The sequence below is a fragment of the Citrobacter sp. Cpo103 genome (assembly GCF_030332605.1).
In the GTDB taxonomy this organism is placed as follows: domain Bacteria; phylum Pseudomonadota; class Gammaproteobacteria; order Enterobacterales; family Enterobacteriaceae; genus Citrobacter; species Citrobacter portucalensis.
In genome coordinates this window covers 73,915-89,160 of the sequence record NZ_JAOWHO010000016.1, presented here as the reverse complement: position 1 = coordinate 89,160, position 15,246 = coordinate 73,915, and the positions used below count along the sequence as shown (strand labels likewise).

General features: G+C 52.3%; 12 protein-coding genes. 8 read left to right on the top strand and 4 right to left on the bottom strand.

Translation table 11 applies throughout. The features are described from left to right. Window positions 1–20: 20 nt before the first annotated feature. Window positions 21–1,010, bottom strand: coding sequence for a 2-hydroxyacid dehydrogenase (locus tag OGX89_RS00475; protein WP_126957629.1), 990 nt, complete (start codon window positions 1,008–1,010; stop codon window positions 21–23). Between the two features lie 616 nt (window positions 1,011–1,626). Between OGX89_RS00475 and OGX89_RS00470 the strand changes: the two genes are divergently transcribed. The 4 genes from OGX89_RS00470 (at window position 1,627) to OGX89_RS00455 (ending at window position 5,104) form a co-directional block, all read left to right on the top strand. Further along, window positions 1,627–4,266, top strand: a complete 2,640-nt coding sequence (locus tag OGX89_RS00470; RefSeq protein WP_126957627.1) for a YdbH family protein — start codon at window positions 1,627–1,629, stop codon at window positions 4,264–4,266. Further along, window positions 4,263–4,454 (top strand): YnbE family lipoprotein, encoded by a 192-nt coding sequence (locus OGX89_RS00465; RefSeq protein WP_003020350.1) that lies wholly within the window; start codon window positions 4,263–4,265, stop codon window positions 4,452–4,454. Before OGX89_RS00470 ends, OGX89_RS00465 begins: the two co-directional genes overlap by 4 nt. A gap of 7 nt (window positions 4,455–4,461) precedes the next feature. Then, window positions 4,462–4,788, top strand: coding sequence for a YdbL family probable chaperone protein (locus OGX89_RS00460; RefSeq protein ID WP_003833190.1), 327 nt, complete (start codon window positions 4,462–4,464; stop codon window positions 4,786–4,788). Between the two features lie 124 nt (window positions 4,789–4,912). Beyond that, complete coding sequence (locus OGX89_RS00455) at window positions 4,913–5,104, top strand: hypothetical protein (RefSeq protein ID WP_003020344.1); 192 nt, start codon at window positions 4,913–4,915, stop codon at window positions 5,102–5,104. A 43-nt stretch (window positions 5,105–5,147) separates the two neighbouring features. Here OGX89_RS00455 and azoR read toward each other — a convergent pair whose 3' ends face one another. Then, window positions 5,148–5,753 carry an FMN-dependent NADH-azoreductase gene (azoR, locus tag OGX89_RS00450; protein ID WP_003020341.1) on the bottom strand — a complete coding sequence of 202 codons (606 nt, stop codon included), beginning with the start codon at window positions 5,751–5,753 and terminating at the stop codon, window positions 5,148–5,150. A 200-nt stretch (window positions 5,754–5,953) separates the two neighbouring features. Here azoR and hrpA point away from each other — a divergent pair, with 200 nt between their 5' ends. The 3 genes from hrpA (at window position 5,954) to aldA (ending at window position 12,372) form a co-directional block, all read left to right on the top strand. Beyond that, window positions 5,954–9,856 carry an ATP-dependent RNA helicase HrpA gene (gene hrpA, locus OGX89_RS00445; protein WP_286559720.1) on the top strand — a complete coding sequence of 1,301 codons (3,903 nt, stop codon included), beginning with the start codon at window positions 5,954–5,956 and terminating at the stop codon, window positions 9,854–9,856. A gap of 85 nt (window positions 9,857–9,941) precedes the next feature. Beyond that, the gene (locus OGX89_RS00440; protein WP_126957623.1) at window positions 9,942–10,733 is read left to right on the top strand and encodes a YdcF family protein; all 792 of its coding nucleotides are present in this window, start codon (window positions 9,942–9,944) and stop codon (window positions 10,731–10,733) included. 199 nt (window positions 10,734–10,932) lie between these two features. Further along, a complete protein-coding gene (gene aldA / locus OGX89_RS00435; protein ID WP_063940795.1) occupies window positions 10,933–12,372 on the top strand; it encodes an aldehyde dehydrogenase in 1,440 nt (479 codons plus the stop codon). Between the two features lie 41 nt (window positions 12,373–12,413). Here aldA and OGX89_RS00430 read toward each other — a convergent pair whose 3' ends face one another. After that, window positions 12,414–13,340, bottom strand: coding sequence for an alpha/beta hydrolase (locus OGX89_RS00430; protein WP_126957621.1), 927 nt, complete (start codon window positions 13,338–13,340; stop codon window positions 12,414–12,416). A gap of 126 nt (window positions 13,341–13,466) precedes the next feature. Then, window positions 13,467–14,468 carry a type I glyceraldehyde-3-phosphate dehydrogenase gene (gene gap / locus OGX89_RS00425; RefSeq protein ID WP_008784871.1) on the bottom strand — a complete coding sequence of 334 codons (1,002 nt, stop codon included), beginning with the start codon at window positions 14,466–14,468 and terminating at the stop codon, window positions 13,467–13,469. Window positions 14,469–14,657: 189 nt separating this feature from the next. Here gap and cybB point away from each other — a divergent pair, with 189 nt between their 5' ends. Beyond that, entirely contained in the window at window positions 14,658–15,188 is a 531-nt protein-coding gene (gene cybB / locus OGX89_RS00420; protein WP_003833183.1) for a cytochrome b561, read from the top strand. Window positions 15,189–15,246: the final 58 nt, after the last annotated feature.

Below are 15,246 nucleotides of genomic sequence, written 5' to 3'. Positions count from 1 at the left end.
ACGTCAGGGGAGCTCAGAGATTAGAAGAGGGCGTTTGGACAGGTCTCGCCTTTGGATATTTGGGCCAGATTCTGTAGCGTAGTCTCAGAAATACTGGTCAACGCTTCAGCTGTCAGGAATGCCTGATGACCGGTAAACAGCACGTTATGGCAGGCTGACAGACGACGGAACACATCATCCTGAATGACGTCATTAGATTTATCTTCAAAGAACAGATCGCGTTCGTTCTCATACACGTCCATACCCAGAGAACCAATTTTCTGGTTTTTCAGCGCGTCGATAGCGGCTTGTGAGTCGATCAATGCACCACGACTGGTGTTAATGACCATCACGCCATTTTTCATTTGCTCAAAGGCTTCGTGATTGAGCAGATGATAATTCTCCGGTGTTAACGGGCAGTGCAGAGAGATGACATCGGACTCGGCAAACAGCGTTTTAAGATCGACATATTCAACGCCTAACTCCAGCGCAGCAGCGCTCGGGTAAGGATCGAACGCCAGCAGACGCATACCAAAACCTTTCAGGATCCGCAGTGCAGCGATACCGATTTTACCGGTACCGATCACCCCAGCGGTTTTGCCATACATAGTAAAACCGGTCAGCCCCTCAAGAGAGAAGTTGGCATCACGGGTACGCTGATAGGCGCGGTGGATACGGCGATTCAGCGTCATCATCATGCCAATCGCATGCTCTGCGACGGCCTCTGGTGAATAAGCTGGAACACGAACCACCTGCAGACCCAGCTCTTTTGCTGCGTCGAGATCGACGTTATTGAACCCGGCGCAGCGCAGCGCGATATATTTCACGCCATGCTTTTTCAGTTCTTCCAGAACGGGGCGGCTGCCATCGTCGTTGACGAAAATGCACACGGCTTCGCAGCCATGGGCGGTTTTGGCTGTTTTTTCCGTCAACAGAAAGTCAAAGAATTCATGTTCAAAACCAAAAGCCTCGTTAACCTGCTGCAGATACTTCTTGTCGTACTGTTTTGTACTATAGATGGCGAGTTTCATAAGACTTTCTCCAGTGATTTTGACGTCACATTAATCCAATTCAAATTATTTTACAAAATCTAAAAAGTTATTGATAGTCATAGGCGTAATGAATAATTTCAGCGTATCTGTTGTTAGTGTGGGCAGGTTACACAATTTCAACAACTGGATATTTTTCTATCCAACTCAACACCCGAATATCGCGGCAGGTAAAAAGCCAGCCGAATCACATCCGGACAGCTACGCTTATACAGGTAGCAATTATCGGGAGGGGTTATGCTGACTCACTCTGAAGCAAAACGATGGGCCACCCTAATGCTCAAGGCGGCATTATGCGATGGTATGAAACCTGATGAGATTTCCCGGCAGGTACATCTGGTCTGCGATCATCATGGTAGGGAGTGCCTCGAAGAACTCATTGAGGAAATTCTGATAGAAGCTGGTCGTATCGGACCTAAACATAGCGATGGACAACTGAGGCCTCATTGAGTCTGAATCTTAATATCCCCGACGGCACGTGTAACAGCGTGCCTGTAAATCGGTTATCTATCCTTAATGTGGGCATATCCAGTTAAACATGCCACAATACAGGCCTAAACCGGCTTAAATTTTTGCTAAATCAGGATATTAACTACCCATGAAGGGTAAATATAAAGCCGTTCTGGCACTCCTCTTATTATTGATTCTTGTGCCGCTGACGCTAGTGATGACGCTTGGCCTGTGGGTGCCTACGTTGGTGGGTATCTGGTTACCCGTTGGAACACGCATCGCGCTGGATGAGAGCCCGCGGCTGACACGGCATGGGTTGCATATACCTGAACTCCGCTATCTGGTTGAAGATTGCCCGCTAGCACGCATCACTCAGGCGGATCTGTCTCACCCCAGCCGCTGGGCGCTGAATGTCGGGACCATTGAGTTGGATTCAGCTTGCCTGGCCAAATTGCCGCAGGCAGAGCCATCGCCGGTAGCGCCTAAAACGCTGGCTGAATGGCAGTCAATGCTGCCCAATACCTGGATTAACATCGACAAACTTATCCTTTCTCCATGGCAGGAATGGCAGGGAAAACTGTCACTCTCGCTCACTCCCTCTACTCAACAGCTGCGTTACCAGGGTGAAAAAGTTAAATTTCAGGGGCGTTTGCACGGGCAAAACCTCACGGTAACGGAGCTGGATGTTGCGGCATTTGAAGGCCAGCCGCCAGTAAAACTGGTCGGTGAATTTACTATGCCACTGGTGCCCGATGGACTACCGGTAAGCGGTCATGCGGTTGCGACGTTAAGTTTGCCGCAAGAGCCTACGCTTGTGGACGCCGAACTGGAGTGGCAACAAAACAGCGGACAACTGATCGTGATGGCGCGGGATAATGCCGATCCGCTGCTTGACCTTCCGTGGGAAATAACACGCCAGCAACTGACCATCAGCGACGGACGCTGGAACTGGCCTTATCAGGGATTCCCGTTAAGTGGCCGGCTGGGCATGAAGGTTGAAAACTGGCAGGCCGGACTGGAAAACGCGGTGGTGAGTGGGCGTCTGAACATTCTGACGCATGGCGATGCCGGTAAAGGAAACGCCGTATTAACGCTGGGGCCAGGTAAGCTTGGTATGGATAGTAGCGATATGCCGCTACAGTTGACCGGTGAAGCGAAACAGGGCGATCTGATCTTCTACGCGAAATTACCCGCCAGACTCACCGGGAGTCTGTACGATCCGCAATTGGCTTTCGAGCCAGGGGCGCTGCTGCGCTCACGTGGGAGGGTGATTGATTCGCTGGATATTGACGAGATTCGCTGGCCGTTGGCAGGTGTAAAAGTCACACAACGCGGCGTGGATGGCCGTCTGCAGGCTATTTTACGTGCGCATGAAAACCAGATGGGGGGCTTTGAACTGCATCTGGATGGCCTGGCAAATGATTTTCTTCCTGATGCCGGGCGTTGGCAATGGCGATATTGGGGTGAAGGCAGCTTTACGCCGATGCATGCGCGCTGGGACGTGGCGGGTAAAGGGGAATGGCATGACAACACCCTGAAGCTATTTGATCTTTCCACCGGATTTGATCATCTGCAATACGGCACGATGAAGGTGGAAAACCCACGTCTGGTGATGGACGAACCGATAGTCTGGGTGCGTGATGCAACCAAACCAACATTTAGCGGCGCGCTGTCGCTGGACGCAGGGAACACCACCTTCACCGGGGGAAGCGTGTTACCACCATCGACGCTGAAGTTCAGCGTGGAAGGTAGCGATCCGACAATCTTCCAGTTCAAAGGCCAGCTTCACGCAGGGGCGATTGGGCCCGTACAACTGAATGGTCGTTGGGACGGTATCCGCCTGCGCGGACAGGCCTGGTGGCCAAAACAATCGCTCACCGTATTCCAGCCGCTGATCCCACCTGACTGGAAAATGAAGCTACGAGAAGGTGAGCTGTATGCGCAGGTCGCGTTTTCGGCAGCCCCGGAGCAGGGCTTTGAAGCGGGCGGTCATGGAGTGTTAAAAGGCGGTAGCGCCTGGATGCCCGACAACCAAATCAACGGTGTCGATTTTGTATTGCCTTTCCGGTTTAGTGAAGGTGCATGGCAGCTGGGTACGCGTGGACCTATTTCACTGCGTATTGCGGAAGTGGTCAATCAGGTGACGGTGAAGAATATCGCCGCCGATCTGCAGGGGGCGTACCCCTGGAGTGAAAACAACCCGTTACTGTTGAGCGATGTCAGCGCCGACCTGCTGGGGGGCAAAATCATCATGCAGCAACTGCGAATGCCGCAGCATGATCCGGCCTTATTGCGAGTGCAGAATATCTCTTCCAGCGAGCTTATCAGCGCGGTTAACCCCAAACAGTTCGCCATGTCTGGCCCGGTCAGTGGCGCGTTGCCATTATGGCTGGATAACGAAAAATGGATCATTAAAGACGGCTGGTTGACTAATCCAGGGCCGATGACATTGCGTATTGATAAGGACACTGCGGATGCGGTCGTCAAAGATAACATGGCGGCGGGGGCGGCCATTAACTGGCTGCGTTATATGGAAATAAGCCATTCGTGGACGAAAATAAATCTGGATAACCTCGGTGTCTTAACCATGCAGTCAACCGTGACTGGCAATAGTCGGGTAGATGGCAAAGTAGGTACGGTTAATTTGAATTATACCCACGAGGAAAACGTCTTTACGCTATGGCGCAGTTTGCGTTTTGGCGACAATTTACAGGCATGGCTTGAACAAAATGCAGCGCTGCCGGAAACCCATTGCCCGGAAGGCAAGGAATGTGAGGAACAACAATGAAAACGATAGCTGCCATGCTGGGTCTGCTGGCTTCATCTCTGCTGGTAGGGTGCACTCCCAGAATCGAAGTGGCTGCGCCAAAAGAGCCCATCACCATTAATATGAACGTCAAAATCGAGCATGAGATCCATATCAAAGTTGATAAAGACGTCGAAAGCTTATTGAAATCGCGCAGCGATTTGTTCTGAGGTCATGATGAGAAAACAGTTTGCAGTGGCGCTGGTCGTCCTGAGTTTACTCAGTAGCAATGCGTGGGCATTGACCCTGAATGAAGCTAGAACTCAGGGACGAGTAGGGGAAACGCTCAATGGCTATCTGGTTGCATTGCAAACCGATGCCGAAACGCAGGCGCTGGTGAGTGAGATTAATAAAGCGCGCAACGCCAGCTATCAGCAACTGGCTGAGAGCAATAATATTCCGCCAGATGAAGTGGCAAAAATGGCCGGGCAAAAGCTGGTTGCTCGCGCTAAACCGGGAGAGTATGTGCAGGGTATTAATGGTAAGTGGTTGAAAAAAGAGTAAATCGCTTTTTCACACAGCCAGAGGGACACGACGCTGAATTATTCATCGACATCGCAATAGTTGCCACACGGCATAAAATGGATGCTGGTATAGTCCAACACCGGTCGCGTCGTGGGGTGAAATCATGTGGCTTCTCAAGTGGTACGTCTGGAATCGTTGGGTATTCAAGCTGTTAAGCCGGGATGTCGCGGAGCCTGAACAATTTTTGCTTCATTGCTGGGAAGAGAATCTGGCGAAATGCAGGGATTATGCAACCATCTGGCGTGATATTAATCGCATTCACGGCAAACAGATACGGGTACAGGTAAAGAAGTAAGTGTTGGAGAACCCCTCTCACCGGATGGTGAGAGGGGGAATTATCAGGCAGCGACTACGCTGTCGATAGCGGCTTTCGCGTCGGATTGTGCTTTAGATGCCACTTCCGGACCGTAAGCAATACCTTCAGCAAAGACGACATTCACGTCGGTGATGCCGATAAAGCCCAGGAATACGTTCAGGTACGGCGTGATCAGGTCGGTTGGCGTATCTTTATGAATACCGCCACGGCTGGTCAGCACCACAGCGCGTTTACCCGTCACCAGACCTTCCGGGCCTTTCTCGGTATAACGGAAAGTCACACCAGCGCGGGCAATCAGGTCAAAGTAGTTTTTCAACTGCGTTGGGATGTTGAAGTTGTACATCGGCGCGGCGATAACAATCACATCATGCGCTTTCAGCTCAGCAATCAGCTCATCGGACAGCGCCAGCGCTTCCTGCTGACGCGGCGTCAGCGGTGTATCGCTCGGGCGCATCGCTCCCACCAGTTCGCCATCCAGTACCGGTACAGGATTTGCAGCCAGGTCACGGACAGTGATTTCATCAGCAGAGTGCTTTTCACGCCATTGTTCAACAAAATAATCAGACAACTGACCAGACTGAGAGTACCCTGCCAGAATACTGGATTTAAGAACTAATACCTTGCTCATGGGTGTTTCCTTTTATGTGTTTGAAGGGGGAGGCCCCGTTGCTTGTTGACACTTTATTCACAATCCTGTCGCAGTGATAGCGCAATATATCGAATCCTATGTTCGAAATTATTGAACAACACATGAAAAGCGCCGATGTGGTACTCTATACCCATCATCTAAAAGAGATTTAACCCGGCAGAGCACTGCCTTTTAACGCTATGACAGAACAACAAAAATTAACCTTCAACATGTTGCAGCAACAGCTGGATTCACTGATGCTGCGTGACAGACAGCGTTTTGCCCGCCGCCTGCACGGTGTGAAGAAGGTTAAAAATCCTGATGCACAACAGGCCATTTACCAGGAGATGGCGAAAGAGATTGAGCAGGCAGCCGGTAAAGTTGTGCTGCGTGAAGCGGCGCGTCCGGAAATCAGCTATCCGGAAAACCTGCCCGTAAGCCAGAAAAAACAGGATATTCTGGAAGCAATTCGCGACCATCAGGTGGTGATTGTTGCCGGTGAGACCGGTTCGGGGAAAACCACCCAGTTACCCAAAATCTGTATGGAGCTGGGGCGCGGGGTAAAAGGGCTGATAGGCCATACCCAGCCGCGTCGTCTGGCGGCGCGTACTGTGGCGAACCGTATTGCGGAAGAACTGCAAACCGAGCCGGGCGGCTGTATCGGTTATAAGGTTCGTTTCAGCGATCATGTCAGTGATAACACCATGGTCAAGCTGATGACGGACGGTATCCTGCTGGCGGAAATCCAACAGGATCGGCTGCTAATGCAGTACGACACCATCATCATCGATGAAGCGCATGAACGCAGTCTGAATATCGATTTTCTGCTCGGCTATCTGAAAGAACTTCTACCGCGTCGCCCGGATCTAAAAATTATCATCACGTCGGCGACCATCGATCCTGAACGTTTTTCAAAGCATTTCAATAACGCGCCGATTATCGAAGTCTCCGGTCGAACGTATCCGGTGGAAGTTCGCTATCGTCCGATTGTTGAAGACGCAGATGACACCGAGCGTGACCAACTGCAGGCTATTTTTGATGCTGTAGAGGAATTAGGCCGTGAAAGTCAGGGCGACATTCTGATATTCATGAGCGGCGAACGTGAAATCCGTGATACTGCCGATGCCCTGAATAAGCTGGATTTACGCCACACCGAAGTGCTGCCGCTGTATGCGCGCCTTTCAAACAGCGAACAGAACCGCGTGTTCCAGTCGCACAGCGGTCGCCGTATCGTGCTGGCGACCAACGTGGCGGAAACGTCACTGACCGTGCCGGGCATTAAATACGTTATCGACCCGGGTACGGCGCGTATCAGCCGCTACAGTTACCGCACTAAAGTTCAGCGCTTGCCGATTGAACCGGTGTCGCAGGCCTCTGCTAATCAGCGTAAAGGCCGTTGTGGTCGTGTTTCGGAAGGGATCTGTATTCGTCTGTATTCCGAAGACGATTTCCTGTCGCGTCCGGAGTTTACCGACCCGGAGATCCTGCGTACCAACCTGGCATCCGTTATTTTGCAGATGACCGCGTTGGGGCTGGGCGATATCGCCGCGTTCCCGTTTGTTGAAGCGCCGGATAAGCGCAATATTCAGGACGGTGTACGCCTGCTCGAAGAGCTGGGGGCGATAACCACCGACGAACAGGCAACCGCTTACAAGTTAACGCCGTTGGGCCGTCAGCTGTCGCAACTGCCAGTGGACCCACGGCTGGCGCGCATGGTGCTGGAAGCGCAAAAACATGGCTGTGTGCGTGAGGCGATGATCATTACCTCGGCGCTGTCCATTCAGGATCCGCGCGAGCGTCCGATGGACAAGCAGCAGGCTTCCGACGAGAAACATCGCCGTTTCCACGACAAAGAGTCTGATTTTCTTGCATTTGTGAATCTGTGGAACTACCTCGGCGAGCAGCAAAAAGCACTGTCGTCAAACCAGTTTCGTCGCCAGTGCAAAGTCGATTTCCTGAACTACCTGCGCGTGCGCGAGTGGCAGGATATCTACACGCAACTGCGCCAGGTGGTGAAAGAGTTGGGTATTCCGGTTAACAGTGAACCTGCTGAATATCGGGAGATCCACGTCGCGTTGCTGACCGGTTTACTGTCGCATATCGGGATGAAAGATACCGATAAACAGGAGTTTACCGGGGCGCGTAACGCTCGCTTCTCGATCTTTCCGGGGTCGGGTTTATTCAAAAAACCGCCGAAGTGGACGATGGTGGCAGAGCTGGTAGAAACCAGCCGCCTGTGGGGACGTATTGCCGCGCGTATCGATCCTGAATGGGTGGAACCGGTAGCCCAGCATCTGATCAAACGTTCATACAGTGAACCTCACTGGGAGCGCGCGCAGGGTGCTGTGATGGCGACAGAAAAGGTCACCGTCTACGGTTTACCGATTGTGGCGGCCCGTAAGGTGAATTACAGCCAGATTGATCCGGCGCTGTGCCGCGAGCTGTTTATCCGCCACGCGCTGGTGGAAGGCGACTGGCAGACTCGTCACGCCTTCTTCCGCGACAACCTGAAACTGCGCAACGAAATCGAAGAGCTGGAGCATAAATCGCGCCGGCGCGACATTCTGGTCGATGATGAGACGCTGTTTGAGTTCTACGACCAACGTATCAGCCATGACGTAGTTTCTGCTCGTCACTTTGATTGCTGGTGGAAAAAGGTCAGCCGTGAAACGCCGGATCTGCTCAACTTTGAAAAGAGCATGCTTATCAAAGAGGGCGCGGAAAAAATCAGTAAGCTGGATTACCCGAACTTCTGGCATCAGGGTAACCTCAAACTTCGCCTGAGCTATCAGTTCGAACCGGGAGCCGATGCGGACGGTGTGACCGTACATATTCCACTCCCGCTGCTTAATCAGATCGAAGAGAGCGGTTTTGAATGGCAAATTCCGGGGCTACGCCGCGAACTGGTGATCGCCCTGATTAAGTCGCTGCCGAAACCGGTACGACGCAACTTTGTGCCTGCGCCGAACTATGCGGAAGCGTTTTTAGGCCGCGTCACACCGCTGGAACTGCCGCTGCTGGACTCGCTGGAGCGTGAACTGCGCCGCATGACCGGCGTTACCGTTGACCGTGAAGACTGGCACTGGGATCAGGTGCCCGATCACCTAAAAATCACCTTCCGGGTGGTGGATGATAAAAATAAGAAGCTACAGGAAGGGCGTTCGCTGCAAGATTTGAAGGATGCGCTGAAGGGTAAAGTTCAGGAAACATTGTCTGCGGTGGCCGATGACGGCATCGAACAGAGTGGGTTGCACATCTGGAGCTTCGGTCAGCTTCCGGAAAGTTACGAACAAAAACGCGGTAACTATAAGGTGAAAGCGTGGCCGGCGCTGGTCGATGAGCGTGACAGCGTTGCCATCAAACTGTTTGATAATCCGCTGGAACAACAGCAGGCGATGTGGTGCGGTTTACGCCGCCTGTTGCTGCTGAATATTCCTTCGCCAATCAAATATTTGCACGAGAAGCTGCCCAATAAAGCCAAGCTGGGGCTGTACTTTAACCCATACGGTAAAGTTCTGGATTTGATTGACGACTGTATCTCCTGCGGTGTGGATCAGTTAATTGACGCCAACGGTGGTCCGGTGTGGACCGAAGAAGGCTTCGCGGCGTTGCATGAAAAAGTGCGGGCTGAACTGAACGATACGGTGGTGGAGATTGCGAAGCAGGTCGAACAGATCCTGACCGCAGTGTTTAATATCAACAAACGTCTGAAAGGGCGCGTGGATATGACCATGGCGCTGGGTCTTGCGGATATCAAATCGCAAATGGGCGGCCTGGTGTATCGCGGGTTTGTTACCGGCAATGGTTTCAAACGTCTGGGCGATACGTTGCGTTATTTGCAGGCTATTGAAAAACGTCTGGAAAAACTGGCTATCGACCCGCACCGTGACCGTGCACAGATGCTGAAAGTGGACAGTGTGCAGCAGGCCTGGCAGCAGTGGTTCAATAAACTGCCTCCCGCGCGCCGTCAAGATGCCGATGTCAAAGAGATCCGCTGGATGATAGAAGAGCTGCGCGTCAGTTATTTTGCCCAGCAGCTTGGTACACCGTATCCGATCTCCGATAAACGTATTCTGCAGGCGATGGAGCAGATTTCGGGATAAATCGGTGCAGGGCCGTAGGCCGGATGAAGCGTAGTCGCCATCCGGCATCTGTACCCGGTAAAGATAAACACCAGGAGTCATCAATATGAGTCAGTTTCCGACACTTTCCGCAACCACCCTTGCGGCTATCAATACCGTAGGGCGATGGCTGGCGCAGAATGATTTTACGGGGAATATCACCGTTCAGTCAGATTGCGTGATTCTGGCAGGAAACGCGGTTATTCCTACCATCGACGCCGCCTGTCGGATCGCGAAAGAGCAACAGGTTCCCTTGCTGATTAGCGGTGGTATCGGTCATTCCACGCGCTTTCTGTATGATGCGATTGCCCAGCATCCGCGTTATAGCATCATTCGTACTACCGGACGCGCGGAAGCGGCGATCCTTGCCGATATTGCTCACCAGTTCTGGCAAATTCCGGGTGAGAAAATTTGGGTGGAAGATCAGTCGACAAACTGCGGTGAAAATGCCCGATTTAGCTGTGCGTTACTGAATCAGGCGGCAGAAAGCATTCATACCGTCATTGTGGTGCAGGATCCCACTATGCAACGCCGCACAATGGCCACGTTTCAGCGCGTAACCCGCGATGAGCAACATGCGCCGCGCTGGTTGAGTTTCCCTGGTTTCATTCCTGAACTGGCCCAACAGCACAACGGCGTGGATTTTGTGCCCGCGGCAGAAGGTCTGTGGTCGGTAGACCGCTATCTTTCTCTCATTACCGGTGAACTTCCGCGCCTGCGGGATGATGCTGCCGGGTATGGGCCCTGTGGACACGATTTTATCGTACATGTTGATATTCCCCAGGACGTTGAGCAAGCCTGGCAGCAGCTAAAAAATGATACCGCGCTGACCGACTTACTGGAGAGCCGTTCTCTGTAATTTTTGCTGCCCGTTTGTCGGCGTTTTATGGCAAACGGGCAGAAAGCCCACCCGTTTTTTCTCTTCATCATCACTTTTCCAGATGCTTTTATGAAGCAGTTCACAGAACCGCCACTCCAGCGATAATGCGTCATGCATGATTGATATTAATTAACAATAGTTTTACTTGTTAAAAACAAATCAATCACAGGAGAGCCGCATGTCAGTACCCGTACAACATCCTATGTATATCGATGGGCAGTTTGTGACCTGGCACGATGACGCCTGGATTGATGTCGTCAATCCGGCCACGGAAGAGATTATCTCGCGTATTCCCGATGGGCGTGCCGAAGATGCGCGTAAAGCGATCGATGCTGCGGATCGCGCTCAGCCGCAATGGGAAGCGTTGCCTGCCATTGAACGGGCAAACTGGTTACGCAAAATTTCTGCAGGTATCCGCCAGCGAGCCGATGAAATCAGCGCGTTGATTGTGGCGGAAGGTGGAAAAATTCAACAACTGGCTGACGTTGAAGTCGCGTTTACCGCCGACTATATCGATTACATGGCGGAGTGGGCGCGTCGTTATGAAGGCGAGATCCTGCAAAGCGATCGCCCGGGTGAGAATATCCTGCTGTTTAAGCGTGCACTGGGCGTGACGACGGGCATTCTACCGTGGAACTTCCCGTTTTTCCTGATTGCCCGCAAACTGGCTCCCGCCTTGCTGACGGGGAATACCATCGTCATTAAGCCGAGTGAATTCACACCGAATAACGCCATCGCCTTTGCCAAAATTGTTGATGACATTGGTTTACCGCGCGGAGTCTTTAACCTGGTGCTGGGACGCGGTGAAACGGTCGGTCAGGAGCTGGCCGGAAACCCGAAGGTCGCCATGGTGAGCATGACCGGTAGCGTCGGCGCAGGTGAGAAAATTATGGCCGCAGCGGCCAAAAACATCACCAAAGTTTGTCTGGAGTTGGGTGGTAAAGCTCCAGCTATCGTGATGGACGATGCTGACCTTGAGCTGGCAGTGAAGGCCATTGTTGACTCACGGGTGATTAATACCGGACAGGTATGCAACTGTGCCGAGCGCGTATACGTTCAGAAAGGTATCTATGACCAGTTCGTTAATCGTCTGGGTGAGGCGATGAAAGCCGTGCAGTTTGGCAATCCGGCCGAACGCAATGACATTGCGATGGGGCCGCTGATTAACGCCGCTGCGCTGGAGCGTGTAGAGCAAAAAGTCGAGCGAGCGGTGCAGGAAGGCGCCCGTGTGGTGCTGGGCGGTAAAGCCGTTGCCGGCAAAGGTTATTACTATCCGCCGACGTTACTGTTAGACGTGCGCCAGGATATGGCGATTATGCACGAGGAGACGTTTGGTCCGGTGCTGCCGGTGGTTGCATTTGATACGCTGGAACAGGCGCTGACAATGGCCAATGACAGCGACTACGGACTGACCTCATCGATCTATACGCAGAATCTGAATACGGCAATGAAGGCGATTAAGGGACTGAAGTTTGGCGAAACCTATATTAATCGCGAAAACTTCGAGGCGATGCAGGGCTTCCACGCTGGCTGGCGCAAGTCCGGGATTGGCGGGGCAGATGGTAAACACGGTCTGAATGAATACCTGCAAACACAGGTAGTGTATTTGCAGTCTTAAGTTTTTCGCCGGGTGAGCCTGTACGCCACCCGGCGCAATTCTCACACTTTGGTGGCGATCCAGTTCATCATCATTTCCGGCCAGATGGCCAGCGGTAACCCTTGCGCATCGCGAATACCAAATCCGTGCTTACCGCGTTCAAACAGATGCATTTCGACCGGAACGCCCTGCTCACGTAGCGCATTAAAGAAAACCAGGCTGTTTTCCACTTTCACCGCCGGATCGTCAATGGCGTGTAGCAGGAACGTCGGCGGCGTTGTGCTATCCACGCGTTCTTCCAGAGAATAGTGGCGCAGATCTTCCTTTTCTGGCGTAGCGCCAACCAGCTCAAGACGGGATCCCGGGTGACCGATATCTTCGCGCAGGGTGACAACCGGGTACACCAGTGCCATGAACGCAGGACGCGCAGGTTGCTCGTCTATGCTATCAATCGGTGTATAAACCGGTTCGGCAAACCGGGTTCCCAGGCTGGCGGCTACGTGACCACCGGAAGAGAAGCCCAACACACCGATACGATCAGGGTTAATTTTCCATTCATGGGCGTTGGCGCGAATGTAGCGCATGGCGCGCTGGGCATCGGCCAGCGGCGCGTTTGCACCTTCCTCATGGCCATCACCCGGCATGCGGTAGGTCATCACAAACAGGGTATAACCGCGAGCGTTAAAGAATGGTGCCAGTACGCTGCCTTCTTTATCCATCACCACGCGACGGTAAGAACCTCCCGGTGTAACAAGGATCCCTACGCCGTTAGGTTTTTCGGGGGCATAAACGGTAATTTCCGGGGCGCGAATACCGGTGACAGCACGATCATACTGAGATGTTCCTGTATGTCGGGGTTCAGGCGTAAACACCGCATCGCTGTTTTTTGCTCCGGGGGCTTCACTCTGCGGCCAGAATGAGACGGTGGTTGCGTGGGCAACGGCTTGCTCCATCATGTTTTCTAACGTTTCACGACTCAGTGCTTCCATTACTATGCTCCCTCAGTGGCAAAGGTTAGCTATAGCACAGTCAGTGAATCGAAAACGGGGAGAGACTCACAACGTATTGAATTCGCGGGAAATGAAAGAGGGCGGAGGCAGGCCTCCGCCAGAACATTAGAGCTTGATAAATTTATCCAGCGTACGAATAAGCTGGGTGACAAAACCGTATTCGTTATCGTACCAGGCGACGGTTTTTACCAGTTGCAGATCGCCCACTTCGGTAATCTCGGTTTGTGTTGCATCAAATACCGAACCGAAATGCGAGCCAATGACATCTGATGAGACAATCTCCTCATCGGTATAACCAAATGACTCATTATTTTGCGTGGCTTTTTTCAGCGCGTTGTTGACCTCTTCAGCAGTGACTTTTTTCCCCAATATCGAAACCAGTTCCGTAACGGATCCGGTTTTCACCGGAACACGCTGGGCGTGGCCTTTTAATTTTCCGCTCAACGCCGGAATGACCAGACCAATGGCTTTGGCGGCTCCGGTGGTATGGGGAATGATATTTTCTGCCGCAGCCCGTGAGGCGCGCAGATCTTTCCCGCGTGGACCATCAACCAGCGACTGCGTTCCCGTGTAGGCGTGGATGGTGGTCATAGTGCCAAGCTGAATACCGAAGCTATCGTGCAGCGCTTTCGCCATCGGTGCCAGGCAGTTGGTGGTGCACGATGCGACCGAGATAATCCGATCGTTCGCATCCATTGTGTCGTCGTTGACGTTAAAGACAATGGTCTTCATGTCGCCAGCCGGGGCGGATATCAGCACTTTTTTGGCACCTGCATCCAGGTGTGCGTTGGCTTTTTCTGTCGAGGTATAAAAACCGGTGCATTCGATGATTATCTCAGCGCCAGTGGTTTTCCATGGGATATTTTTGGCCTCTTTTTCTGCGTAAACCGCGATTTTTTTACCGTCGACAATCAGCGCGTCTTCGGTAAAGTCGATGCTCCAGGGAAACGGGCCGTAGTTTGAATCGTGCTTTAACAGATAGGCGAGAATTTTAGGTGAGGTGAGGTCATTAATGGCCACAACCTCCACGTTGCTTTTGACTTCCAGTAGTCGACGCAATACCAGACGACCGATACGACCAAAACCGTTAATGCCAATTTTACTCATGGTTTTCTCCTGTCAGGATGAGGCGGTACGACATATTTTCCCTACCAGGCTTAGTCCAGACAGGCATCCTCGGCAATAGCGGTTCTTGCGGTTAAGCGTAAGCGACTGAAAATGGGTGAACAAAAGTTAATGAATTTTTAACAAAAGCCCGTTATGTTGACGCATTATTGTTTTTATTCAGGAAGTGTTATGGGGAATAAGTATTCTGGCCTGCAAATCGGTATTCACTGGCTGGTCTTTTTGTTGGTTATTGTGGCCTACAGTGCCATGGAGTTTCGCGGATTTTTCCCGCGCAGCTATCGCCCCTTGTTCAACATGGTGCACGTCTCCTGCGGTATCACTATTTTAACGCTGATGGTGGCGCGTTTGCTGGTCAGGCTGAAATACCCGGCTCCGCCGATTGTGCCGAAACCGAAGCCAATGATGACCGGCATGGCGCATCTGGGGCATCTGGTTATCTATCTGTTGTTTATTGTCCTGCCGATTATTGGGCTGGTGATGATGTACAACCGGGGTAACCCGTGGATTGCATTCGGCATCGTTATGCCGCATGCGGCAGAGGCCAACTTTGATTTAGTGGATATGCTGAAGTCCTGGCACGTGACGCTGGCAAACCTGGGCTATTTTGTTATTGCCCTGCATGCCGTTGCGGCCCTGATGCATCACTATTTCTGGAAGGATAATACGCTGCTGCGCATGATGCCGCGCAAACGCTCCTGAGGTAACGCCCCGCAAATGCGGGGCATTTTTTTAGGCCGCGGCAATGGCGACAATCCAC